Here is a 25,018-nt window from a genome sequence, read left to right on the forward strand (position 1 = left end):
ACCCGGCCTTCCCTGCGCAATGGCTTTACGGCTTATATCGTGCTCTCCCCGGAGACGAGTTCTTGGTTGACTCCGTCACCGCCGTTCGGCTCACGCCTACCCGACAGCTTGACACCTCCAACGGGTGCCAGGACCACACGGTTTTGCCGTACGCTTATCCACGCCGTCGTCGAGGCGTAAACCAGCGTCCACCGCAACCCGCCCAACGTCCGTGACGACGGCCGACGCCCTTCTGAGTAGGACGGGATGGCGATATCTGTGCACCTGATTTGCCCTTCTGTAAAAGCGAAACTTTGCCCGACGGGCCAATTTGTCGCACGCAGCGTGCCCATCATTCAGGTCATCGACGTAGATGGTGGGCACGGCGCAAGAGCGCCTTTGCCCACCCTACTTGGCCCGCAGTGCCAAGATCTTTTCGGCAGCGCGCAGATGCGGCTTGTCGATCATCTTGCCGTCGATCTTGACGACGCCGGAGGCCGGATTGTCGTTGAAGGCTTTGACGATCTTCTCCGACCAGGCGATCTCTTCGTCCGTCGGCAGGAAGGCGGCGTTGACGACATCGACGTGCTTGGGATGGATCACCGCCTTGGCCAGGAACCCGTCCTGACGCGCGGCAATCGATTCTTCCCGTAAGCCTTCGAGATCGTTGATATCAGTGGCGATGGTATCGATCGCGACGACGCCGGCAGCGGCGGCACTGATCAGGCAGAGGTCGCGAGCCAGCAAGAACGGCCCATGATATCGGCCCGCGGTCCGGTTGCGCGAGGCACCAAGCGACGCCGCGAGATCCTCCGCGCCCCACATCATGCCCCACAGCCGCGGGCTCATGTTCTCGAAGTCGAGTAGCTTGAGCACCGCCCGCGCCGTCTCCGTCGCCACCGTCACGATCCGGGTGGTTCCGTGTTCGATGTCAGCTGCAGCTTCGAACGCATCGAGATACAGGGACAGTTTATTAACGTCGGCGGCGCCGGCGCATTTCGGCAGCACGACACCGTCGGGCCGGCCCGGGATCACGGCCGCGAGATCGCCGAGCGTCATACCGGTGTCGAGCGCGTTGACGCGGATATAGATCTTCTGGCTCGGGTTCCGCGTATCGAGCATTGCGCGCACGGTGCGGCGCGCCCCGACCTTCTCGTCCGGCGCGATCGAATCCTCGAGATCGAGGATCAACGCATCGGCCGCGGTCTTCCCAGCGTTTTCGAACTTGCGCAGGCTGTCGCCCGGAACGAACAGAAACGATCGCATCAAATCACGCCTTTGGTTTGCAATGCATCAGGCCGGTGCGACGGCAACTCGCGACTACTTCGCCGCGCTGATTGGTCATGGTGTGCTCGAACTCGACGATCCCCTGCGTCGGCCGGGATTTGCTGGCGCGTTTGGAGATGATCTTCGTATGGGATTTCAGCGTATCGCCGTGAAACACCGGTTTTGGGAATTTGACGTCGGTCATGCCCAGATTGCCGACCGTCGTGCCCAGCGTCGTATCGTAGACGCTCATGCCGATCATGATGCCGAGCGTATAGAGGCTGTTGAACAGCCGTTGGCCGAACTCGGTATTCTCGGAGAAATGCGCATCGATATGCAGCGGCTGCGGATTCATCGTCAGCAGGCTGAACATCGTATTGTCCATCTCGGTGACGGTCCGGCTGAACTCATGATGAAATTCCCGGCCGACCTCGAACTCCTCGAAATATAGTCCCGCCATCAGCGCCCCTTGTAGTTTGGTGTCCGCTTCTCGACGAACGCGTTCAACCCTTCCTGACAATCTTCCGTCGTCGCCACCAGCGCAAAGCTCTCGGCCGTGTTCTCCACCGAACGGCGGAAATCGGCATCGACCGCCCGCATGAACGAATCGCGGCCGATCTTCATCACGATCGGCGACTTGGCGGCGAGCTTCCGCGCAATATCGCGGGCGCGGTCGAGCGCGGTCCCCTTCGGCACCACTTCACTCAAAAGACCCATGCGGAATGCAGTCGCGGCATCAAAGGGTTCGCCCAGAAACAGCGGCCCGAACGCCTGGTGCTTTCCGACCAGCCGCGGCAGCTGCACGAAGTGGATCGCCGGGATCAGTCCGACATCGATCTCCGGATAGCCGAATGTCGAGGCCTCGCCGGCGATGATCATGTCGCAGGAGATCGCAATCGTCATGCCGCCGGCCCGCACCGCGCCGTCGACGGCGGCAATGGTCGGTTTGCCCATGCGATACTGGGTATCGTTGAGTGCAAAATACAGCCGCTCGAGGAATTTCTTGGTTTCGATCCCGGGCTTGCCCCTGACGATGTCGAGGTCGAGCCCGGCACAAAACACCTTGTGCGGGCTGCCGATGATGACTGATGATACCGACGGATCATCCTTCGCTTTCTGCAGCGCTGCCAGCAACGCATCGATCAGCGGCATGCTGAGCGCGTTGACCGGCGGCCGGTCCAGCATGATCTCCGCGATCTTGTCCGAGACGGCGTAGCGAACGAGTTCAGCGCTCATGATGCCGCTTCCTTATTGTCTGGCCTGACGCACCGCGCCGGCCGCGATCAAATCATCGATGGTGCTGCGATCGAGTCCGGCCTCGGTCAGGACCGCAACGCTATCCTGTCCGATATCCGGCGCGGCGCAAAGTGCGTCTTCGGAAAGGCTGGCAATACCCGGCGTGCGCGGCGTGTAGACCGGGCCGACGCCGGGGGTATCCTGGCACACCGACGCGTTGGTCGCTTCGACGTGAGGATTGCGCAGCCACTCCCCGGGATTGAGGATGCGTTCGGCGATGATATCAGCCGCATGCAACCGCGACAGCCAGGCCTCGGTCGGTCGCGCCAGAAACACCTCGCGCAGCTGCGAGATCAGCGTGTCGGCCGCGTCAGCCCGGCTGGCGAAGTCCGCAAAGCGCGGATCGCTGGCGAGATCGTCACGCTCGATGGCGGCACACAGGCGCTTGTATTGCAGCTCGTTGACCAGCGTGACCATCATCCAGCCATCGCTGGTCTGATAGGAACCCGCCGGCACGTTAAGCGCCCGCGGCGCGCCGCCCTCCAGAATATGCTCGGCGACTTTGTGGCCGAGCAGCGCCGCCGTCGACTGGCAGAGATTGACGTCGATCCAGCGGCCGGTGCCGGTGGTCGCGCGCGCGAACAGCGTGGTTGATATCGCTTGGAAGGCGTAGACGCCGGTTACGACGTCGGAGACTGTTGTGCCGACCCGGTGTGGGGTCTTGTCATTGCCGACATTGATCGACACCAGGCCGGAAAACGCTTGCGCAACGGAATCCGAGCCCGGCCGCTTTGAGTAAGGTCCGCTCTGCCCGAATGCGCTCACCGAGAGATAGATCAGGCCGGGATTGTCGCGCGAGAGTTCCTCGTAGCCAATTCCAAGCCTGGCTGCGACACCGGGACGAAAGCCTTCGATCAGGACGTCGCAGTCTTTGGCCAGTTTCCGGGCGATTGCGATCGCGTCCTTGTGCTTCAAATCGAGGCAGAGGCTGCGCTTGCCGCGGTTATAGACCGCCGACAGCGTCGTATGGTTTCCATAGGTCGTACCCAGGAAACGCGACCAATCTCCCTCCGGTGGCTCGACCTTGATGATTTCGGCACCGTAAACGCCGAGCAGCATCGCGCAATAGGGCGAGGCGATGCCCTGCCCGAAATCGAGCACCCGCAAGCCGCGATACGGCGCCTCATGCGTCGGCGATAGCGTACGCTTGATAGCCATTTATCCTCCCACAGGAGCGCAATCGGTTCTGATGAAATCAGAACCGAAGCTCTTGATTCTTTTTTTGACGCGTTTTCTTCACGCGAACCGGGATCCACTTCGCTTGAAAACGCTATGGTCGGACCGAAAGCTACAGCGCGAGATAGCGCTGACGAATGTTTTCGTTGGCTTTCAGCTCTTCGATACCGGATGTGTAGACGATCTGGCCCTTGTCGATAACCGTCGCGTGGCTTGCAAGGCCAAGGCAAAAATGCATGTTCTGCTCGGCGATCAACACCGTGGCGCCGGTGCCGCGCAGTTGTCGCAGCAATTCGCCGATCCTTTGCACGATGATCGGCGCCAGCCCCTCGCTCGGCTCGTCCAGCAGCAGCAGCGCCGGATTACCCATCAGGGTGCGTGCAATCGCCAGCATCTGCTGCTCGCCGCCCGAGAGACGTCCCGCGATCCGGTGCCGCAAGGGCTCCAGCAGCGGAAATACATCGTAGATGCGCCGGATCGACCATTCGTCCTGGCCATCGGGGCCCTTCTTGGCGCCGATCTCCAGATTGTCTTCCACCGTATGCTCGGGGAAAATCTGGCGATCCTCCGGCACGAAGCCGAGGCCGGCGCGGGCGATGTGATGCGGCTTCAGCCCGGATACGGTCCTGCCCCGCAGGGTGACCTTGCCGCGGCGCGCCGGCGCCAGGCCCATGATCGCCTTCATCGTGGTCGACTTGCCGGCGCCGTTGCGGCCGAGCAGCGCCATGGTCTCGCCCTGCCGCACCGACAGGCCGACGCCAAACAGGATCTGGCTGCTGCCGTAGAAAACGTCGAGGTCCTCGACCTGCACCACCGGCTGCGCACTCATATCGCGGCCTCCGCGTGATGTTCGGTGCCGAGATAGGCCTCGATGACGGCCTCGTTGCGGCGGACTGCATCGGGCTTGCCGGTGGCAAGAATCCGGCCGTAGCACAGCACCACGATCTCGGGCGCGATCTTGAACACGATATCCATGTCGTGCTCGATGAAGACGACCGTGATCTTCTGTTTCTCCCAGAGCTCCCTGACCTTGTCGATCATGCGCCAGCGCTCTTCGGTGCCCATGCCGGCGGTGGGCTCGTCGAGCAGCAGGACCTTGGGATCAAGCACCAGCGCCAGCGCGATATCGAGCAGCTTCTGGTCGCCATGCGACAGCGTCGCCGCCGTCCGATTACGCTTGCTGGCAAGGCCCAGCAATTCCATCGCGTGCTCGGCGCGGTCGCGGGTTTCAGCCAGCGGAAATCTTCGATGCATTACACCGGCGCGGCGCTGATCGGCGCCGACGGCGGCGAGCATCGTTTCCTGCACCGTGAGGGACGGAAAAATGCTGGCGACCTGGAACGCCCGGCCGATGCCATGGCGCACGATCTCGGGCGGCGAGCGCCCAGCCAGGTCGACGCCGTTGAGCAGGATCTGGCCGGAATCCGGCTTCAGCGCCCCGGTGATCAGGTTGAAGAATGTGCTCTTGCCGGCACCATTGGGGCCGATGACAGCGGTCAACGAACCGTCAGCAAAGTCCAGCGTCACGTTATCGGTCGCCTTGACGCCGCCGAACGATTTCGAGAGTGCGCGAATTTCCAGCATGGCTAGCCGTTCGCCTCCCGAAGTCCGCCATAGGTGCTCCACGATGTCCCGGCCAACCAGCCGCAATCGACCGGCAAATTGACGCCCGTGATCGCGGACGCGGCATCGGAGGCAAGAAAGGCGACCACACGACCGATTTCGGAAGGGTCGACCAGACGGCGCAGCGCGGCATTGGCTGTTAGCGCGGAGACATCCCGCTCGCCACGATCAATCGCGTTTTTCAGCGCCGGCGTCAGCGTATAGCCCGGAGAAACGGCATTCACCCGCACGCCGGAGGGGCCCCACTCCGCGGCAAGGCATTCGGTGATCGCAATCACGGCCGCCTTGGCCGGGGCGTAGGCATGTAAGGGCATCGAGCGCATGCCGGCGATCGAGGCGATGTTGACGATGCTGCCGCGTTTGCGCGCGATCATGCGCCGGGCAAAGGCAAGGCAGGCGACATAGGTGCCGCGCTGGTCGACACGAACGACGTCGTCCCAGGCCGACATCGGCAAATCGTGCGGCCGCACCGGCACCTGGATGATCCCGGCACTGTTGACGAGCACATCGACCGGCCCGCATTCGCGCTCAATCGCTTCCGCGCAGGCCTCGACGCTGGTCTCGTCCCCGACGTCGGCGAAATAGGCCTTGCCGCCAAATTCCGCGGCGACATCCCCTGCCTTCGCCAAATCGCGATCGACGACCATCACGAGATCGCCGCTCGCGGAGAGCTCCCGCGCGCAAGCCGCGCCAATCCCGCTGGCACCGCCCGTTACCACGCTGATCCGCGCTTTCGCCGCCGGGCTCATGATGCGCGCTCCCCGGAACGCTCGCGGCGCTGCGCGTACCATTCGATCACGAAATCCATCAGGCCTTTCCGCAGGCCGATGGCGAAGAACAGGATCACGATGCCGAGAACGATGCCGTGATACTCGGTCACACGGGTGACGGTATCGTTGAGGATCAGGAACAGCGCGGTGCCGACCATCGGCCCCAGGAAGGTGGTTACGCCGCCGAGCATGTTGATGAAGATGCCCTCGCCCGAAATCGTCCAATAGGCGAATTCCGGATAAGCGCCGGAGACGAACAGCGCCATGATGATGCCGCCGGTCGAGGCGAACAGCGCGGCGAGCACGAAGATCGTCAGTTTGGCGCGCCAGACGTCGATGCCGATGAAGCTCGCCCGCGTGGCGTTGTCGCGGATCATACGCAGCGTGTAGCCGAACGGCGACTGCGCGATCTGGTGCATCAAAAACAGCCCGATCACCAGCAGCGCGCAGCTGACAATGTACAAATGCAGATGGTTCGACAGGTCAATGCCCAAAAATGGCGGCCGGGGAATGCCGCCGCGCAATCCCTGATCGCCGCCGGTCAGCGACACCCAGGACAGGATGGTCGAATGGATCAGCATCTGGAACGCCAGTGTCACAAAGGCGAAATAGATCTCCTTCAGCCGTACACAAATGGCGCCAATGACGAGGGCGACGACAAACGTGATCGCCAGCGTCGCAACGAAAGCCACGGGAACGGCAACACCGGTCTTCTGCATCATCAGCCCGAAGCCGTAGGCGCCGAGCCCAAAGAACATGCCGTGGCCAAACGACGTCAGGCCGGTGTAGCCGACCAAAAGGTTGAGCGACGTCGCGAACAGCCCATAGGCCGCGCAACGGATCACGAAGTCGAGCAGGAATTTACTGCTGGTGAGCATCGGCAGCAGGGCGAGCACGACAAAGACCGCAAGCGCAATCAGGGCATCCCGATTGGGGCGCGGCTTTGCCTGGGTAACGGAGTTGTCGAGCACCTTGCTCGCCTGTTCGGCCTGCAATTCGGTCACGCGACCTCCTTGCCGAACAGGCCGGTCGGGCGGGAGACCAGCACGATCACCATGAACAGGTACATCAGGCCTTCCGTAAACAGGGGAAAGCCGAGCGAACCGAACGAGCGGATCATGCCGATCAGGAGCGCGCCGATCAGTGCGCCCAGGATCGAGCCCATTCCGCCGATGACAGTCACGATGAAGGATTCGATCAGCACCGAAAATCCCATCCCCGGTGTCAGTGACCGCACGGGTGCCGCGAGCGCGCCGGCCAATCCCGCCAGCATGCCGCCGAGCGCGAACACACCGCCATAGATCAGGCCGGTGTTGATGCCGAGCGCGGACACCATGCCCGGATTATGCGCCGCGGCCCGGATCACCTTGCCGATCCGGGTGCGCGAAAGACCGAGGCCGAGAATGATCGCGGCCAGCAGCGCGACGCTGATCAGCAGCAAATAATAGGGCGGCACCACGCCGCCGGCGATGAACAGCGGCGGCACCTGGAACGCCGCCGGCATGCCCATCGACTTGAATTCCGGTCCCCAGATCATCCGTACGACATCGTCAAATATCAGCACGAAGGCGTAGCAGACCAGGACCTGCATCAACACGTCGCGGCCGTAGACCCGGCTCATGAAGACGCGCTCGAAGATCAAGCCCAGCAGCGCGGTGCCGGCCGCACCGCACAGCATCGCCAGCGCAAAACTGCCAGTGAGCTGATAGGCCGTCATCGCGAAATAGGCGCCGAACATATAGAAGGCGCCGTGGCTGAAATTCACCACCTTGAGCACGCCGAAAATCAGCGTCAGCCCGACGGCGACGAGAAACAGCAACATGCCGATGATGAAGCCGCTGGTGGTTTGCGTCACCAGACAGGCGGAGCTGGCGAGACAGCCGGTGAGTGTATCGAGATCCAAGGAAAATATCCGTTACGGCGTGCCGGAAGATCGGCGCGCGAAAGAACCATGGGGCGGTGAACGGAGGCGGCCTGCGCCGCCTCCGTTTCGCGGATCGATCAGGTGTAACCCTTGCTCTTCTTCCACTCGGCTTCGAGTTCGAGAATGGTCTTCCAGTCGCCCGGCTTGACCTCCGGCACGTAGGGCTCTTGCGGGATCGTCGTGCCCCACCCGATTGCATAGCCGATCAGGGTCTGGTCCTCGGCCCGCATCGTCACGGTGCCGTCGGCGCCGAACGGCGATTTGATCTTGAGGCCACGCAATGCCTCCGCAAGCTTCTTGCCGTCGGCGGAATTCGCCTTCTTCGAGGCCTCGGCGAGCAACATGATCGCGGTTGCGTTCTCCCACGACCAGTTGGTCGGGTACTCATTGTATTTCGCCTTGTAGGCATCGCCCCAGGCCGCGTTCTCCGCGGTCGCAGGATAGGTCTTGATGTAGCGGTTACCGGAATGAATGCCCTTGGGCAGGTTCTTCACCACGGTCAGCGCGGTGTAGTCGGCCATGTTGACCGCGAACACCTCCATCTGGGTGAACAGCGCATAGATATTGGCCTGATCGATATACGACGTCAGGTCGCCGCCCCACAGGCAGGAATACAGCGCTTGTGGTTTGGCCTGCAGGATCTTGGTGACGACCTCGGTGTAATCAGGCTGGAACAGCTTTGGCCAGGACTCGCTGATGATCTCGACATCAGGCGCAAAGCGCTTCAGATACAGCGTGAACTCGCCCGTGGTGTCGCGGCCATAGGCGTAATCTGGTGCGCAGGTGGCCCATTTCTTCAGGCCCTTCGCCTTGGAGATCGCAGCCGCGTAGCTGCCGCCGACGATCGAGTCATGCACGCCCTGGCGCGCGGTGCGGAACGCGTTGGGAATGTGCTGCTTGGGATCGGCGGTCAGCGCCGAGGTTTCCGAATTGGTGTGAATGCAGAGCACGCCCAGATCGCGCGCGACTTCGTGCACGGCGAACGCTCCGGATGAGGCCTCGGCATCGATCAGGAGTTCGCAGCCATCGGTGTTGACCAGTTCGCGCGCCACGCGGGCGGCTTCCTGCGGCTGCCCCTTGGAATCGCGGATCACCATCTCGATCTGCCGTCCGGCGAGGCCGCCGGCGGCGTTGACCTTCTCGACTTCCAGCATCACGCCGTTGCGCGATGAGGTTCCGAGTTGCGCCACGCGGCCGGAGAGAATGGTCGGCATGCCGACCTTGATGGTCTTGGCCTGCGCACGCGCCACCCATGGTGCCGCGAAAGTCACGGCACCGGCGCCCATCAGCGCCAGGGTTGAACGGCGGCTGATGCCCGGTTTGCGGGTTCTCGTCATTATTCCCTCCCTCTCGGGTTTGCGTTCCCAGTTTCCTGCCCAAATCCCAGCCGGGGATCGTGTTGCCCCCGTACTCACAAGATTTCAGAGCAAAGGGGGTGACGTCAAGCCAAATATGAATTACGAGTCAGAATTCATCTAACGGGAGATCGGGCCGGAATCCGGCCTTTTGAGCCGAGAAATGATCAACCTTTCGAGCTTCATCGCGTTTCACGCCAGGCGGACGCCGGGCCGCTGTGCGCTGAAATACCGCGGCGAGGAGATCTCCTACGCCGACTTCCACCGCCGCATCGGCCACGTGGGCGGCTGGCTGGGCTCGCGCGGCATCGGCGCCGGCGATGTCGTCGCGGTGCTGATGAAGAACAGCACCGCGTTTCTCGAACTGGTGTTTGCAACCAGCCACATCGGCGCGGTGTTTCTGCCGATCAATTATCGGCTGTCGGCCGACGAGGTCGGTTACATCGTTGGCAATTCCGGCGCGCGCATTCTGATTGCGGACGAAGAACTGGCAGGCATCGCAGCAGGTAACGTTCCCGTGGTGCTGCTCGATGAGGCCGAGCAATCCGGCATCTCGCGGCTCGCGCCTGACGTCGCCCCCGCCCCGATGCATCCAAGACAACCGCGCGATCTGATGCGGCTGATGTACACGTCGGGCACCACCGACCGCCCCAAAGGCGTGATGCTCACCTATGAGAACATCTATTGGAAGTCAGCCGACCAGACGCTGGTGCTCGGACTGAACGCGGATACGCGGTTGCTGGTGGTCGGCCCGCTCTACCATGTCGGCGCGCTCGATCTGCCTGGCATAGCCGTGCTCTGGCATGGCGGCATGCTTTCCATCCACCGCCACTTCGAACCCGAGCAGGCGCTGGCGGCGATCGAAGCCGAAAAGCTGAACGCGGCGTGGTTCGCGCCCGTGATGACCACGGCGATCCTCACCTGCCCGGCCCGCGATCGCTACGACGTCTCGAGCCTGCGATGGGCGATCGGTGGTGGCGAAAAGACACCGGAAGCGCGCATCCGCAGCTTCTCCGAATATTTTGCGAACGCCCGCTACATCGACGCCTATGGCCTGACGGAAACCTGCGGCGGCGACACTTTCATGGAAGCCGGCCGTGAGATCGAAAAGATCGGCTCGACCGGCCGCGCCATCGCCCATGTCGAGATTGAGATCCGCGACGATGCCGGCCATCGCCTGGCACCCGGCGAAAACGGCGAAATCTGTCTGCGCGGACCAAAGGTCACCCAAGGCTACTGGAAAGATCCCGAGAAAACCGCAGCCGCTTTCTTCGGCGATTGGTTCCGCAGCGGCGACGTCGGCTATCTCGATGAAGACGGCTTCCTCTACCTCACCGACCGCAAGAAGGACATGATCATCTCCGGTGGCGAGAATATCGCGTCGTCCGAAGTCGAACGCGTGATCTATGAATTGCCGCAGGTGCGCGAATGCGCCGTCATCGGCATGCCGGACGCTCGCTGGGGCGAAAAGCCCGTCGCGATCGTGGTGCTGGGAGAAGGCGCCGCGCTGGAGCTGCCTGCCCTGACCGATCATTGCCGCGCGCGGCTCGCCGGCTTCAAGGTGCCGAAGCAACTGATCGTTCGCGACAGCCTGCCGCGCAATCCGTCCGGCAAGGTGCTCAAGCGCGTGCTGCGCGCCGAACTGGAGGCTTCATGACGCAGTCAACGCGAGCCAATGCCGGCAAGGTCACAAAACTCAACCGCGTCGAGCGCAACGCCTGGACCAAGCGCAAGATTTTCGATGCCGCGACCAAGATCGTCGGCAAATACGGCTATGCCGAAGCCTCCGTCGCCCGCATCACCGAGGAAGCCGGCGTCGCGCAGGGCACGTTCTACAATCATTTCGAAAACCGCCAGGAACTGCTGGATCAATTGCTGCCAAAAATCGGCATCGACATGGTGCGCTTCATCCGTGCGCGCACCGGCACGGCACAGACCGCGCAGCAGGAAGTCGAACGCTTCAGCGCCTTCTTCGACTTCATCCGCGAGGTGCCGGAATTCCTGCGCATCCTCAACGAGGCCGAGTTCTTTGCGCCGATCGGCTATCAGAAGCATTTCGACAACATCTCGACGGCCTATGTCCGTATCCTGCAGCGTGCGCGGCTTGCCGGCGCGGTCGATAGCTATAGCGACGAGGAATTCGAGGCCATCGTGCAAATATTGATGGGTGCCCGCGGCTATCTGAGCCGGCGGTATTCCTATTCGGACGGTGCGGTCACGGCCGTGCCCGACCATGTCATCTCCGCCTACCAGAAGCTGATGACGCGCGGGCTTTTCAATTCAGCCGGCAAAGGCAACGACCATGAGCGCTGAGGGTATCGTTCTCGTCACCGGCGGCAGCCGCGGCATTGGCGCGGCAACCGCCACGCTTCTGGCCGAGCAAGGCCAGCGTGTTGTGATCACGGACATTGCGCCGGAACCACTGGCCGGCACCGGGACGATCCTGTGGCCTGCCCCTTTCGATGTCGCCAGCGAGAGCGCCGTCGTCAGCGGCATCGCGGATATCGAGGCGGCGCACGGCCCGATCACGGGCCTCGTCAATGCGGCCGGTGTGTTCGGCAAGATGCATCCAATCGAGCGCGTGCGGATGGATCAGTGGGACCGCGAGGTCAATATCGACCTGCGCGGGACATTTCTGGTCGCCCGCAGCGTTGGCGTCAAAATGGCCGAGCGCCGGCATGGCGCCATCGTCAATGTCGCCTCGGTCGCGGGCATGACATCAGGTCCGATCCACGCCTACACCGCCGCCAAAGCCGGCGTCATTCAGATCACGCAGACGCTTGCCGCCGAATGGGGCCGCGCCGGCGTGCGCGTCAATGCCGTATCTCCCGGGTTCACCCGCACCGCGGCGCTCGAAGCCGGCATTGCCTCCGGCGCGCTCAACAAGCGCCTGCTCGAAAACCCGACCGCGATGAACCGGCTGGTCGAGCCGATCGAGGTCGCGCGGGCGATTGCGTGGTTGCTGTCACCGATGAGCAGCGGTGTCACCGGCATCAACCTGCCGGTCGACGCCGGATACATCGCCGGCACCACCTGGGCCGCCTATGGCGGTCTGCGCGAAGCGCCTGGCACGTAACAAGGATACGAGCATGAATATCGAGATGCCCCGCAAGAAGCTCGATCTCGCATCGGCCATCGCCGAAGGCGATATCCGCGTGCTGCTGATGGTGCTGGTCCACATGACCGGCGATGAACGCTGGCTGGAGCCACCGTACAAGCCGAGGCGCGACGTTCGCCTGATCCCCGACCCCGAGGCCGGCCTGCCCCGCGAAGTGCAGGACGAAATCCGCGCTGCTGTCGTGAAGCTGTTCGCCAATGGCGAGCCCAAGCCTGTGATATCAGATCCCGGCGACGAATTGATGCTGAAGATGATGCGCGCGACGCTCGGCGAAAACGTCACGCCGGAGTATGCGCCGCTGATGCGCGAGGAAATGGGCTTTATCCCCCGCGACATCAGCTGGACCAAACCTCCGGCCGACGACAAACTGGCGCAGCAGCATGTGCTGATTGTCGGCGCCGGTGTCTGCGCAATCGCGCTTGGCGTCGCGTTGGGCCGCCTCGGTATTCCCTACACCATCGTCGAGAAGAACGCCGAACTCGGCGGTACCTGGTATGTCAATCGCTACCCCGGTTGCGGCGTCGATACGCCGAACCACTCCTACTCCTTCTCGTTCGGCGCCCGTAATCCATGGACGCGCTACTTCGCCCAGCGTCAGGAATTGCTCGACTATCTCAAGAAGGTCGCGCTCGAATACGACATTCGACAGCACCTCCGCCTCAACACCGAACTGACGTCTGCGCGCTGGGATGAGAGCAAGCGGCGCTGGATTTCGACGCTCAAGACGGCAAATGGCGAAGAGATCGTTGAATCGACGACCCTTGTCAGCGCGATCGGTCAGCTCAACGACCCCTCGCCCGCGCATTTCAAGGGCGAAGAAAATTTCAAAGGGCAGACCCTGCATTCCGCATTGTGGTCGGACAACATCAAGCTCGACGGCAAGCATGTCGCCGTCATCGGCACCGGCGCCACCGCGATGCAGCTGGCGCCGTCGATCGCCGACCAGGTGGCATCGCTGACCGTCTATCAACGGACCGCGCAATGGGCACGACCGGTCGCGGGCTATTCCGACCCGATCAGCGACGGTGCGCAATGGCTGCTCGCCCATCTGCCCTTCTATGTGCAGTGGTACCGCTTCAACATGTTCTGGCGCTACGGCGACGGCCTGCTGCCGTTCCTGCGCAAGGATCCGAACTGGCCGCATCCCGAGCGCGCCGTAAACAAGGGCAACGACCGCCACCGCGAGGAGTTGACGGATTTTATCCTGTCCGAACTCAAGGACCGTCCCGACCTGATTGAAAAATGCGTGCCGACTTATCCGCCTTACGGCAAGCGCATCCTGCTGGACAACAACTGGTTCAAGACGCTGACAAAACCGAATGTCGAACTGGTCACCGACAGCATCGACCATTTCGCAGCTGACGGCATTGTCGCGTCAGACGGTAAATCGCGGCCGGCCGACATCATCGTGATCTCGACCGGCTTCAAGGTCACCGAGATGGCGGCGCGCCTCAACATCACCGGCCGTGACGGCAAGGACCTCAGGCAGGCCTGGGCCAACGATAACCCGACAGCCTATCTCGGGCTCACCGTGCCTGACTTCCCGAACTTCTTCGTCATGCTCGGCCCGAACTCCGGGCCCGCGCATGGCGGCAGCGTGATCTTTCAGTCGGAGTGCCAGAGCCGCTACATCAGTGCCTGCCTGGTCGAGATGATCGAGCGCGACATCGCCGCGATCGATGTTCGCCGGGAAGCTCACGATCAGTACATCGAGAAAGTCGATGCCGAGCATGAGCAGTTGATCTGGTCTCATCCGGGCATGACCACCTACTATCGCAACGGCCAGGGCCGGGTGTTCTCAGCGATGCCGTGGCGGTTCGTCGATTACTGGGCGATGACTCATGATCCGGATTTCAACCAGTATCGGCAGACCAAAGCATGAGTTCATCGCTTCAAAATGGCGCTCAAGAGCGGAACCCTCTTCCATCCGGCGGGCGTACGCACGGGAACCCAAGTGCGATTTTTCTCAGCATAAACTTGACACCTGACGATATCTGCCGCAGCATTTCAAACGCTGCACCTGTCGGCGTAGCGGAGCCTTCGGCTCCCTGCCTCGCGGGAATGGCGACCGATCATGTGATCGACCTGCAAGCAGCGGATGCGGACGTAAGTCCGTAAGGCCCACTCTTGGAGAGGAGCATGACGCCACCGGCTAAGCCAGTGACCTTGCTCAACCGCAAGGTCTCGACGCAAATTGGGTGAACAGCAGCTGCTAGCCCCGTTGCGCCGCCTAAAAATTCAAACATATGCGCAAGATCGGAGCGCAAAGGCCAAGCGCTTTTCGATTTTGAAGATGCACTGGTGTCTACCAGAAAACCCTTCGCCTATAACGAAGATGTAGGGCCCCGCGCTGCTTGAATGCACCGGGGCCCATTCGTTTGGCTCTCATTCGTTTGACTCCATGACAGCTTTCCGGCGATCGACGAGATCTCCTTAGATTGCTTCCGTCATTTGGATCGGAAACAATTACCCGATCGTGACAGGAAGCGGCGATGACAAAACCTCGCATACGAATCTATACCGACTACAAGAGCCCCTACGCGTTTGTCGCGAACAAGCGGCTGTTCGAACTCGAGGACGAATACGGCGTCGAGCTCGAATGGCTGCCCTATACGCTACGCGTCGCCGAGTTCATGGGCACGGTGGAAGAGCGTACACCGCATTTCTGGCGCAAGGTGCGTTACGCCTATATGGACGCACGGCGCTATGCCAACGCGCAGGGCCTCACCATGAAGGGCCCGCGGCGCATCTATGATGCCTTCTATGCCAGCGCGGGCATGCTGTTCGCGCAGCGTCATGGCCTGTTTCGTTCCTACCACGACACGGTGTTCCGGCGCTTCTGGAGCCATGATCTCGAAATCGACGAACTGTCGGATATTGCCGGCTTGATTGCATCGCTTGGCGGTTCGGCCGAGGAATTCAAAGCCTATGTCCACGGTCCGGCTCGGGCCGAACATGACCGCATCATCGACGAGGCAGAGGATCTCGGCGTGTTCGGCGTGCCGACCATGGTCTTCAACGGCGAATTGTTCTGGGGCGGCGACCGCATTGACCTGTTGATCGAGCGCATCAAGAACCCTGACTCGATTGCGGCCGCGCTGGGCAGCCGGCACCGGAAGTAATCGCGCACTGTTCCCGTTTTCAATCTGTTTACCAGGTTTGGCTAACCTGTCTGGTGGTTGAAACGCCGGAACCGGGGCATGTTCAGAGAAAGCCTCCCGATTGCCTATGACGCGCCTGCCGACCTGAAGAAGTGGCCTTCGCTGAAGAACGAGCGGGTCGCGAGCAAGACGCCGTATCTCGTTTACAACGGCACCTTGGCGGGTTGCATCAGGGAATTGCTGGCGAAGCCGATCAAGCAGATTTCGCTCTACGACATCGTGACCGAACGTCAGCCGGCATTCGACGGCAATGTGCTGTCACCCGGCGACGCCGCCGAAATCGCGATGCGCAAGGATTTTCCCAAGGGCTGACCTTTCAGGAAGCCATCAGGTGAGACCAGCATCCGGTACGCTCCAGCACCGGTCGTAATGCGGCGCGATCTACCGCATCCAAGGCTGCGAATTTTTCGCGAAGCTGTTGCAGGCACTTCACCTGATATTTGAACGGTGCCAGCGCATAGGGCAGACCCCAGACGTTGATCTCCAGCCGGTCGAGGCCTTTCGCAAAGGCTTCCGCGTTTGCGACCAGGAACGGCAAATAGAGTTCGCCCGTAATTCTCAAGAGCTCCTCAGCCATTCCGCCGAGTGCCTGCGCGCGCGGATACCATTCGCCCTCGACGCCCGAAGCGTCATCCAGCCGACGCACCCAGTGATCCGTGAACGGCGCCTTCTCGCGCATGATCCGCATCGGCGTCGGATCGGTCGCCATCTCGCTGAGCTGGCCAAACCAGGCGAAATCGGCGAGCGACGGCCGGCTGCCGAACAGATAATTCGTCATGCCGACATGCGGTTCGAACGCCGCGAGCATTCGCAAGTAACTCTCTTCGAGCAACGGCTTGTTCTCCACGGTCGCGCCGAGAATGACCATCCGTGAAATCTGCCGCTGGCGGAACTGCTCGATCTCCTCCGGGCTGCCGGTCGCAGCCTCCGACACCGACCACTCTTCGCCGGCCCAGCGCGAGACATAGGCCTGATCCTCCGGATCCCACCATCGATACAGAAACAACGGCTTGACTGCCCATTCGTCGGCGAGATCTTCCAGCAGGTCGCACACGAATGCGACCGCCTTGTCGTCGGGGATGACGGACCGCGCCTGGTGACGCCGCTCCAGGTCGTAAGCCAATGTCGTGGTCTCGCCACGAAACGTGCCGTCGGGATATTGCAGCACCGGGATCAGGTTCGGCCGCAGATGTTCGGTCGCCTTCCGGAGCGCCTTGGTCATGATGACCCAGTCGAAAGGAATCCTGCGATAGCGCATCAGTGCGCGCAGCTTGATGGCGTATGGCGACGCGGTCGATCCAATCAGCCGATAGCGGCCTTCAGTCATGGTACTCCCTCGATCGTCCCAAACCTGAACGCCGGACACGCGATACTGGCATCGAAGCGGAATTGCGCCAACCGGTGCATTCGGATTTCGCCCGTCAGCCCTGCAATAAACCGGCATGGCTTGCCTTGCGGCGCAGCGAATTCTGCAGCTATCCTCCATACCAAATGATCGGGCCCCGCTTGGCCCAATGAATCCCGCCTAGTGGAGAAACGCCATGAATCCCCCAGTCAGTTCGCCTGCCATCAAGGTCGTGAGATCAGTTCGCGAGCAGGTCAGTGCGGAGGAATGGCAGGCACGAGTGGATCTGGCGGCCTGCTACCGCCTCACGGCGCTGTATGGCATGACCGAAATGATCGCCAATCATATCTCCTGCCGGGTGCCGGGAACGACAGATCAGTTCCTGATCAATCCTTACGGGATGCTCTACGAAGAGATAGACGCATCGTGCCTGATCAAGGTCGACGTCGACGGCAACACGCTGCTCAATGCGACCGACTACAACGTCAATCTCGCCGGCTTCGTCATTCACAGCGCCATTCACATGGCCAAGCACGACATGGATTGCGTCGCGCATACGCACACGCCGGCCGGCATGGCGGTCTCGGCGATGGAATGCGGGCTGCTTCCGCTGGCCCAGACCTCGATGCGGTTCCTGCATGTCGCTTACCACGATTTTGAAGGCATCGCCGACGACGTCGACGAGCGTGCGCGGCTGGTCAGGGACCTTGGCGACCACGAAGCCATGATCCTGCGCAACCACGGGCTGCTCGTCGTCGGTAGAACCGTGCCATCGGCGTTCAACGTGCTGTGGCGCCTGGAACGCGCCTGCCAAGTGCAGATCATGGCACTGTCCTGCAACACCAAATTGACTTACCCGCCCCAAAGCATTCTCGAAGCGACCTACGACAAGATGCGGCCGCGGGTTGACCGGCCGGCCCGAAATGGCGACCTCGCCTGGCCCGCTTATCTACGTAAACTCGATCGCATCGATCCGTCCTATCGGAATTGAGGTTCCGTCCTGCCCGTTGACGCACTTCGCACGAAGTTTGGGCGGCGCTTGCCTGTAATTTGATCGTACATACCGTCGCTAAATCGCGGATGCTGGTCGTCGATGAGGCGATAGGTGCGTCCCGATGAAGACGTTCATTCGAGTGGTTGAACTGTGGGTACCGGACCGGACCCGCACGCGTCTGGAATTCGGCGGCAGTCTTTGCAGCGAGGAGTATTCGGAGTTCAAGGCGGTCAGCGAAAATGCGCTGTTTGCCTACGATGAAGGGTTGCCCGGCAAGGCCTGGGCCTCCGGCCATCCGGTCATTCTCACCAAATTTGCCAACTCCTACTTCAAGCGCACCGACGAGGCGATCGAAGCCGGGTTGACCTGTGGCGTGGCGCTGCCGGTGTTCGCCGGCGAATTCCTGATGGCTGTCATGGTGCTGTTCTGCGGTGACGACGAGAAGCACGTCGGCGCCATCGAACTCTGGCACAATGATGCCGGCGTCAGCCACGAAATGGGGCTTGTCGACGGCTATTACGGCACGGCCGACATGTTCGAGTTCAACTCGCGGCACACCAAGTTTCCGCGGGGCTTTGGCCTGCCCGGGCGGACCTGGAAAGCCGGCATGCCGCTGATCATCAAGGACCTGCACAATTCCAAGCGCTTCCTGCGCTGGGAAGAAGCTTCCGAAATCGGCATCAATTGCGGTGTCGGCATTCCCTACACGACGTCACCTGAAAAAACCTGGGTGATGACGTTCCTGTCGGCGCAGGCGACCCCGATCGCCAAGCGTTTTGAAATCTGGGTGCCGAATCCATCGCGATCGGCACTGGTCTTTCATTCCGGTGATTGCAGCAGGAATACCGAGCTTGAATCGATTTACGCGTCAAAGAGCATCGGCAAAGGCGAAGGCAGCATCGGCGGTGCCTGGGCGACGGGCATGCCCGCGATCAACGAGCATCTGAAGGTCGATGAGTCAGTTGCGGCGCAGGCAGCACGCGCGGCCGGCATGAATCAGATCGTCGTGCTGCCGGTGATCGAGAGCGCCCAGCTCAAGGCCGTGCTCGCCTGGTATCTCTGAACGATCGGATCAATGCGCCAGAGGCTGGCGCAAAACCCCAAAGAAGTCCCGCACCTCGCGCACAAACAGCTCAGGCTGCTCGAAGGCCGCGAAGTGACCGCCCTTCGGCAATTCGCGCCACTGCCGGATGTCGGTGTAGCTTCCTTCCATCCACCGCCGCACCGGTGTGACGATCTCCTTGGGAAATACGGCAACCCCGCTCGGGATCGTGACCTTGTGGGGCGTCCGGCGCTTCGGCCCAAAACTCTCCCAATAGAGACGCGCCGATGAGGCGGCGGTCGCGGTCACCCAATACAGCATGACATTGTCGAGCAGTTCGTCGCGGCCGAGAATATTCTCGGGGTGCCCGTCGCAATCGGTCCAGGCCCAGAATTTCTCGAGAATCCACGCCGCCTGGCCGCTCGGCGAATCCGTCAGCCCATAGCCCAGGGTTTGCGGCCGGGTCGCTTGCTGCTTGGAATAGCCGGAATCCCAGTCGGCATAGTATTTGATGCCCTGCAGCGCCCGCGCTTCCTCTGGCGTCGGCTGCCCGTCCACGTTGGGACGCGCCGACATCGCCAGCGTGATGTGAATGCCGGCGCAATGTTCGCCATCCTGCGCGCCCAGCGCGGTCGTCACCGCCGAGCCCCAGTCACCGCCTTGCGCGCCGTAACGCGCATAGCCAAGACGGTCCATCAGCACCGCCCAGGCGGCAGCAATGCGATCGACGCCCCAACCTGTCGTGGTGGGTTTGGCCGAAAAGCCGAAGCCGGGCAGCGACGGACAAACGACGTGAAAGGCGTCGGCGGCGTTGCCGCCGTATGCGGTCGGGTTGGTGAGCGGCTCGATCACCTTGTGGAATTCGACGACTGAACCCGGCCAGCCATGGGTGATGATCAGCGGCATGGCCTGCGGATGCGGCGAGCGGACGTGCAGGAAGTGAATATCGAGGCCGTCGATTTCGGTCGTAAACTGCGTAAAGCGATTGAGGCGTGCCTCGCGGGCGCGCCAGTCATATTCGTCGGCCCAGTACCGGCAAATATCCTTGATCCATTTCAACGGCGCGCCCTGGCTCCAGTCGTCGACCAGTTCGGCATCCGGCCAGCGCGTGTTCCGCAACCGCGACTTCAGATCGTCGAGCACATCGTCGCCGACCGAGATGCGATAGGGTTTGATTTCAGCGCTCATGGGGAATTCTCACAATGCCGGATGGCAAGCTGCAATTGCATCCTGCCGACTTTATGTGCGTGACATTACGCAGACGCGTCAGCTTGATGCAAATTGACGGGGTGGTCGAGACGTTCCGGAGTCCTGTTGCTGGATCCTCCCTTGACCTCGCGGCAGTTGTGCGGCGCCTGGCGCGTCAGGGCGCCAGCCGCTGCTTGAAGAACCCCAAAATCTCGTCGCGGGCTGCGATGGTCGGCTGACCGGTTTCGTCGATCAGGTGGGCGGTCACGACACTATGCGGCGTCGTGACGTAGCGCTCGAAGAACTCGGGAATATCGGTGTTCGCCGCGTTGTCGGGAAGCACCCGGCCGATGAAGCGGTCGCCAAGCGCCTCCTGATAGGCCGCAAAGCGCTGCGCCATGCAAAACTTGTCGCCCTCGAAGCGATAGGCCAGCACGGTCAGATCTTCCCGGTCGAGCCGTTCGCGGACGGCCTTGATTTCGTCCGGCGCGATTTCGATGCCTGCCGGATCGTTCAGCGGCAGTGACGGCTGGGACAGGACCGGCGCCAGCATCGATGGCTCCAGCATCATCGTCAGCGCGAAGTTTCCTGTAAAACACATCCCGATGGCGCCGACGCCGGGACCACCGCACTCCCCGTGCGCAAATCTCGCCAGCGACCGCAGCCACTTGGTCACCGGGCTTGATTCATTGGCAGCCAAGGCACGAAACTCGGCGCTCACGCAGGCGCGTTGAAAGACGGCGGTGCCCTCTTCCACATTGGGAACAGCGCCATCGCGGCCGAACAGCGAAGGCATGTAGACCGTGAACCCGGCGTCGCGCACCCAGCGGGCGAAACGCGCGACATAGGGGCTGATGCCGGGCATCTCGGTCATCACGATGACCGCAGGTCCACTGCCTGCGACATGCACCGCCTTGCTGACGCCGTCGAGCGCAATCTCGCGGCGCGTGAAATCCTCGAGCGGGTCATCGTGCTTCATGGATCGTTTTGGCATCTGGCGTCACTCCCCGCGCGCGCAACGATCGGCGCCTCCGGAATTAGCGACGCCGCATCAGCCTTCGTGCCGATCATTGCGATTCCGCGCCGGATCGCATAGTGTCAAAAATGACATTGATCGGGGATTTTTGGACATGACCAGGGTGACGGTCATTGAAATCGAGGGCTGCCTGGCTTCCGGCGCCGCCATCACCCATGACGTGATGGCGACTGCCAACCAGATCAGCAAGACGGCCAAACGTACCTTACCGTTCGACGTCACGACGGTGCGCTTGGGCCCGCGCCGAAAACGAGAAAGGCTGCGTGGCGCCGACCTCGTCATTGTCCCGGGTCTTGGCCTTGGAGTTGCGTCAGCAGACGAACTCGACGCGAAACTGAAGAGCCCGGCCTGCCGGCATGCTTACGACATGCTGATTCAATCGTTCGAAGCCGGCGCCGCGCTCGCCGCGGCGTGCGCAAGTACTTTCCTGCTCGCGGAAACCGGATTGCTGGACGGCCGGCGGGCGACCACGACATGGTGGCTCGGCCCGCTGTTCCGCGAGCGCTATCCGATGGTCGAACTGGCGAGCGACCGGATTGTCGTGCCCGATTGGCCAATTGCGACCGGCGGCGCGGCGATGGCGCAGATGGACTTGATGCTGGCGATTGTGGGCAAGTTTGCCGGACCGAAGCTGGCCAACGCCTGCGCCAATTATCTGCTGCTGGATGAACGGCGCTCCCAGGTGCCGTTCATGGCGATCAATTATCTGGCGAGCCAGGACCCGAAAATCGCAAAGGCGGAAAAATGGGTGCGGGAAAATATCGCGCGCGATTTTGCGATGGAGGAACTCGCCGAGGCCGTCGCGCTCGCGCCGCGCACATTTGCCCGGCGCATCGCGGCGACCTGCGGCGTCTCGCCTATTCAGTTCGTTCAACGCATCCGGCTTGAGACCGCCAGATACCTGCTTGAGACCACGCGCCTGTCGGTCGATCAAATTTCCCGGCAAGTGGGTTACGCGGAGCCCTCTACCCTTCGCCGCCTGATCCGGCGCGATACCAAACATTCCCCCGCGCATTTCCGGCCTGCGGCCTGAATCATCGCCCGCGGAGATTCCTTGCGATCGTCTTGCCGATAAGTTCGGCACCGGCATCGATTTCGGTTTCATTCCAGGCGGCGAATCCAAGAAACAGCCCGTGCTCGGCGGTCTTGCCGGTAAAGTGACGGGAAAGCGGCCGTGCCGTGACTCCAATCCTCGCCAGATCGGCCACGAGACGGCAGTCATCCGATCCCGGTTCCAGCCGGGCGAGAAGCTGCATGCCGCCGGCCGGCGGCGTGATCGCGAGCTTGCTTCCGGCCGCTGAAGCCAGCGCATGCGTCAGGTGGTCACGGCGGCCGCGATAGATGCGGGTCATCCGGCGAATATGGGCTGCGAAATCGCCGTCGCCGATAAACTCCGCCAGCGCGAGCTGCATCGCACCCATCACCATTTGGCCGGTATGCCGCTGCATCCTCTCGAATGTTTCAACGAGGCCGTCGGGCACGATCGCGTAGCCCACGCGGATATCCGGCAACATCGGTTTCGAGAAGGTCCCGACATAGAAGACGTTGCTGGCCGTATCGATGCCCTGCAACGCGACCACCGGCCGGCCGTCGAAATGAAACTCGCTGTCGTAGTCGTCCTCGATGATCGCCGCGCCCGCTTCCGCGGCGAATGCCAACAGTTCCTGCCGCCGCTTGATCGGCATCAGCCTGCCCGTCGGGTATTGATGCGAGGGTGTGCAGAAAATCAGCCGCGGACGATCGGTCCGCCCCGCCAGCCGCAACCCGCTCCGATCCAGCGTCATTCCCTTGACCCGTGCACCGGTCGCCTCAAGCGCCACGCGCGCGCCGCCATATCCCGGGCTTTCGATCCACGCCAGATCGCCCTCATTGAGTATGACCCGCGATATCAATTCGATGGCCGCCTGGGCCGACGATGTAATGATCAGCCTTCGCGCGTCGGCCTTGACGCCGCGATGCTCCACGAGATGGCTGAGCAACGCCGATCGAAGAGCCGGATGGTTGGCCCTGATTCCCGCCGCATGCCTGCTGCGGGCCGCACGACGCAGACAGCGCGCCCACACCTCGTGTGGAAACTCGCGGGCATCGGCGAGCCCCGGAGCAAATGGCCGCGGACTCCCTCCTTCGTTCGTGAAGTGCCAGTCCGACCGGCTGACCTGCCTCGCCCAACGGGAGACCCGCATGAAGCCGGAACGTTCATGATCCGGAGATTGATCACCGGAGACCAGCTGCATCTTCTCGACCGCCGCGACCACCGGCCGGCGTCCGCGTGCGACGACGATGTAACCTTCCACCGCCAGCTGATCGATGACAGTTGAGACCGTGTTTCGCGAGACCCCGAAATCTTCCGCCAGCCCCCGGCTGGACGGCAGCCGGTATCCCCGCGGCAAGGCGCCCGACAGGATTGCGGTGCGCAGGCGATCGTAGATCTGGCGCGCCAGGCGCCCGCCATCCTGCGGCACGAACCTCAGATCGATCGTTCCGGAGAGGAGATTGGACAAAACTGGCTCCATGATTTTTATGAAAATGGACCTATCAATCATGCCAGTCAAGGTTATGGTTTGTGCAGCCCAGCCTATAGGGATCATCATGCAGACCCATCTGTCGCGCCGCGGCGCATTCCTGCTGTTCGCGGTGATCGTGATCGCCTGGGGCCTGAACTGGACGATTACCAAGACCCTCGTCCAAAGCGTCACGCCGCTATGGACGACGGCATTCCGTTCCGGCATCGCCACGGTGGCGCTGGCCGCGCTTCTTTTCGCACGCGGCGAGATGATCGTGCCGCGCCGCGGCGACCTGCCGGTGGTGTTCGTCACGTCGATATTCCATCTGGTGGCGTTTTCGGCGCTGGTCGCCTACGGCCTGCAGTTCGCCGCCGTCGGCCGTTCGATCGTCCTCGGCTACACGACGCCGCTCTGGGTCATGCCGGCCGCCTGGCTGTTTCTGGGTGAGCGAATGACACCATCACGCTCGCTGGGAATGGCGCTTGGTCTGGCTGGCCTTACCGTCATGTTCAATCCGCTTGCCTTCAATTGGGCCGACGTCAACACGCTGGCCGGAAGCGGCGCCATATTGCTGGCCGCCCTGTGTTGGGCAGTCAGCATTGTGTATGTGCGCGCCCATCGCTGGATATCAACGCCGTTTCAGCTCGTCTTCTGGCAGATGCTGCTGGCCACGGTGGTGGTCTCCGTGTTGGCGCTTCTCAAGGACGGCGTGCCGCATCCGACATGGAGTGCTCAGCTGGTTGGGCTGTTTCTGTTCAGCGGAATCATCGGAACCGCACTGGCCAATTGGGCAATGTCGACTGCCAATCGCAGCTTGCCCGCCGTCGTCACATCGCTCGGGCTGCTCGCGACACCCGTCGTCGGGGTCGCAAGTTCAGCGATCATTCTTGGTGAAGTGGTCACGGCCGACCTGGTGGTCGCGATGCTTCTGATCCTGGGAGGCATCGCAATCGGAACGATCCCCCGCAGGGAAAAGGCTCCGGCGCAAAAGCACGCACCCCTAGTCGTGGAGTCGTAGATCCCGCCATTCGGGCGGCAAGGCCGCGCGAACACATTCGGCCGGCGCAACTACACTGACGGGGCGAGCCGCCTGAGCGATTGCACTGGACCCATTCCGGGGCAAACGTTCGGCGGCAGTTGCGATGACAAGCAACGCCAGTATGGCGGCAACACCGCCCAGCGCTGGATTGAGCCACGCCAGCAGATCATTCAACCGAACGAGCCAATATGGAGCCATGTTC

Annotated in this window: 24 protein-coding genes; 10 read left to right on the forward strand and 14 right to left on the reverse strand. The window is 62.1% G+C overall.

Annotated features, from left to right (window positions below; genetic code table 11):
• Nucleotides 1-387 precede the first annotated feature (387 nt).
• From JQ600_RS29210 to JQ600_RS29255, 10 genes are all read right to left on the reverse strand, one after another.
• Complete coding sequence (locus JQ600_RS29210; RefSeq protein ID WP_212490199.1) at nt 388-1,245, reverse strand: CoA ester lyase; 858 nt, start codon at nt 1,243-1,245, stop codon at nt 388-390.
• A gap of 4 nt (nt 1,246-1,249) precedes the next feature.
• Nucleotides 1,250-1,705: a MaoC family dehydratase gene (locus JQ600_RS29215; RefSeq protein ID WP_211998688.1), complete on the reverse strand. Its 456-nt coding sequence runs from the start codon at nt 1,703-1,705 to the stop codon at nt 1,250-1,252.
• Nucleotides 1,705-2,481, reverse strand: coding sequence for an enoyl-CoA hydratase/isomerase family protein (locus JQ600_RS29220; protein ID WP_212389627.1), 777 nt, complete (start codon nt 2,479-2,481; stop codon nt 1,705-1,707). The genes JQ600_RS29215 and JQ600_RS29220 overlap by 1 nt, the downstream gene beginning before the upstream one ends.
• A gap of 12 nt (nt 2,482-2,493) precedes the next feature.
• A complete protein-coding gene (locus JQ600_RS29225; protein WP_212389626.1) occupies nt 2,494-3,699 on the reverse strand; it encodes a CaiB/BaiF CoA-transferase family protein in 1,206 nt (401 codons plus the stop codon).
• 130 nt (nt 3,700-3,829) lie between these two features.
• A complete protein-coding gene (locus JQ600_RS29230; RefSeq protein WP_211998685.1) occupies nt 3,830-4,546 on the reverse strand; it encodes an ABC transporter ATP-binding protein in 717 nt (238 codons plus the stop codon).
• Nucleotides 4,543-5,301 carry an ABC transporter ATP-binding protein gene (locus JQ600_RS29235; protein WP_192738686.1) on the reverse strand — a complete coding sequence of 253 codons (759 nt, stop codon included), beginning with the start codon at nt 5,299-5,301 and terminating at the stop codon, nt 4,543-4,545. Before JQ600_RS29235 ends, JQ600_RS29230 begins: the two co-directional genes overlap by 4 nt.
• A gap of 2 nt (nt 5,302-5,303) precedes the next feature.
• Nucleotides 5,304-6,089 (reverse strand): SDR family NAD(P)-dependent oxidoreductase, encoded by a 786-nt coding sequence (locus JQ600_RS29240; protein WP_212490200.1) that lies wholly within the window; start codon nt 6,087-6,089, stop codon nt 5,304-5,306.
• On the reverse strand, nt 6,086-7,114 hold the full coding sequence (locus JQ600_RS29245) for a branched-chain amino acid ABC transporter permease (RefSeq protein WP_409363312.1): 1,029 nt from the start codon (nt 7,112-7,114) through the stop codon (nt 6,086-6,088). Before JQ600_RS29245 ends, JQ600_RS29240 begins: the two co-directional genes overlap by 4 nt.
• Nucleotides 7,111-8,013: a branched-chain amino acid ABC transporter permease gene (locus tag JQ600_RS29250; protein WP_212389624.1), complete on the reverse strand. Its 903-nt coding sequence runs from the start codon at nt 8,011-8,013 to the stop codon at nt 7,111-7,113. The genes JQ600_RS29245 and JQ600_RS29250 overlap by 4 nt, the downstream gene beginning before the upstream one ends.
• A gap of 98 nt (nt 8,014-8,111) precedes the next feature.
• Complete coding sequence (locus JQ600_RS29255) at nt 8,112-9,371, reverse strand: ABC transporter substrate-binding protein (protein ID WP_212389623.1); 1,260 nt, start codon at nt 9,369-9,371, stop codon at nt 8,112-8,114.
• A gap of 181 nt (nt 9,372-9,552) precedes the next feature.
• Between JQ600_RS29255 and JQ600_RS29260 the strand changes: the two genes are divergently transcribed.
• The 6 genes from JQ600_RS29260 (at nt 9,553) to JQ600_RS29285 (ending at nt 15,980) form a co-directional block, all read left to right on the forward strand.
• Nucleotides 9,553-11,046: an AMP-binding protein gene (locus JQ600_RS29260; protein ID WP_212389622.1), complete on the forward strand. Its 1,494-nt coding sequence runs from the start codon at nt 9,553-9,555 to the stop codon at nt 11,044-11,046.
• Nucleotides 11,043-11,702 (forward strand): TetR/AcrR family transcriptional regulator, encoded by a 660-nt coding sequence (locus JQ600_RS29265; RefSeq protein ID WP_212490201.1) that lies wholly within the window; start codon nt 11,043-11,045, stop codon nt 11,700-11,702. Before JQ600_RS29260 ends, JQ600_RS29265 begins: the two co-directional genes overlap by 4 nt.
• On the forward strand, nt 11,692-12,465 hold the full coding sequence (locus JQ600_RS29270) for an SDR family NAD(P)-dependent oxidoreductase (RefSeq protein ID WP_212389620.1): 774 nt from the start codon (nt 11,692-11,694) through the stop codon (nt 12,463-12,465). Before JQ600_RS29265 ends, JQ600_RS29270 begins: the two co-directional genes overlap by 11 nt.
• Before the next feature lie 13 nt (nt 12,466-12,478).
• Nucleotides 12,479-14,389: an NAD(P)/FAD-dependent oxidoreductase gene (locus tag JQ600_RS29275; RefSeq protein WP_212389619.1), complete on the forward strand. Its 1,911-nt coding sequence runs from the start codon at nt 12,479-12,481 to the stop codon at nt 14,387-14,389.
• Between the two features lie 610 nt (nt 14,390-14,999).
• Nucleotides 15,000-15,629 (forward strand): 2-hydroxychromene-2-carboxylate isomerase, encoded by a 630-nt coding sequence (locus JQ600_RS29280; RefSeq protein ID WP_212389618.1) that lies wholly within the window; start codon nt 15,000-15,002, stop codon nt 15,627-15,629.
• A 78-nt stretch (nt 15,630-15,707) separates the two neighbouring features.
• Nucleotides 15,708-15,980, forward strand: coding sequence for a hypothetical protein (locus JQ600_RS29285; RefSeq protein WP_212389617.1), 273 nt, complete (start codon nt 15,708-15,710; stop codon nt 15,978-15,980).
• A 4-nt stretch (nt 15,981-15,984) separates the two neighbouring features.
• Here the strand turns inward: JQ600_RS29285 and JQ600_RS29290 are convergent, their stop codons facing one another.
• The gene (locus tag JQ600_RS29290) at nt 15,985-16,995 is read right to left on the reverse strand and encodes a glutathione S-transferase N-terminal domain-containing protein (RefSeq protein WP_212466891.1); all 1,011 of its coding nucleotides are present in this window, start codon (nt 16,993-16,995) and stop codon (nt 15,985-15,987) included.
• Nucleotides 16,996-17,209: 214 nt separating this feature from the next.
• On the opposite strand from JQ600_RS29290, the gene JQ600_RS29295 reads away from it, so the two are divergent.
• The gene (locus tag JQ600_RS29295; protein WP_212389615.1) at nt 17,210-18,004 is read left to right on the forward strand and encodes a class II aldolase/adducin family protein; all 795 of its coding nucleotides are present in this window, start codon (nt 17,210-17,212) and stop codon (nt 18,002-18,004) included.
• A gap of 124 nt (nt 18,005-18,128) precedes the next feature.
• Nucleotides 18,129-19,070, forward strand: coding sequence for a GAF domain-containing protein (locus JQ600_RS29300; RefSeq protein WP_212389614.1), 942 nt, complete (start codon nt 18,129-18,131; stop codon nt 19,068-19,070).
• Between the two features lie 9 nt (nt 19,071-19,079).
• On the opposite strand, the gene JQ600_RS29305 is transcribed toward JQ600_RS29300, so the two are convergent.
• Nucleotides 19,080-20,237, reverse strand: coding sequence for an epoxide hydrolase family protein (locus JQ600_RS29305; RefSeq protein ID WP_212389613.1), 1,158 nt, complete (start codon nt 20,235-20,237; stop codon nt 19,080-19,082).
• A gap of 175 nt (nt 20,238-20,412) precedes the next feature.
• Entirely contained in the window at nt 20,413-21,231 is an 819-nt protein-coding gene (locus JQ600_RS29310) for a dienelactone hydrolase family protein (RefSeq protein WP_212490202.1), read from the reverse strand.
• 136 nt (nt 21,232-21,367) lie between these two features.
• Here JQ600_RS29310 and JQ600_RS29315 point away from each other — a divergent pair, with 136 nt between their 5' ends.
• Nucleotides 21,368-22,306, forward strand: coding sequence for a GlxA family transcriptional regulator (locus JQ600_RS29315; protein WP_212389611.1), 939 nt, complete (start codon nt 21,368-21,370; stop codon nt 22,304-22,306).
• Between the two features lies 1 nt (nt 22,307).
• On the opposite strand, the gene JQ600_RS29320 is transcribed toward JQ600_RS29315, so the two are convergent.
• The gene (locus JQ600_RS29320) at nt 22,308-23,774 is read right to left on the reverse strand and encodes a PLP-dependent aminotransferase family protein (protein WP_249136146.1); all 1,467 of its coding nucleotides are present in this window, start codon (nt 23,772-23,774) and stop codon (nt 22,308-22,310) included.
• Between JQ600_RS29320 and JQ600_RS29325 the strand changes: the two genes are divergently transcribed.
• The gene (locus JQ600_RS29325) at nt 23,767-24,795 is read left to right on the forward strand and encodes a DMT family transporter (RefSeq protein ID WP_249136147.1); all 1,029 of its coding nucleotides are present in this window, start codon (nt 23,767-23,769) and stop codon (nt 24,793-24,795) included. The two genes, JQ600_RS29320 and JQ600_RS29325, sit on opposite strands and share 8 nt — an antisense overlap.
• Nucleotides 24,796-25,018 lie beyond the last annotated feature (223 nt).

The sequence above is a fragment of the Bradyrhizobium sp. AUGA SZCCT0176 genome, assembly GCF_018130145.1.
GTDB lineage: Bacteria > Pseudomonadota > Alphaproteobacteria > Rhizobiales > Xanthobacteraceae > Bradyrhizobium.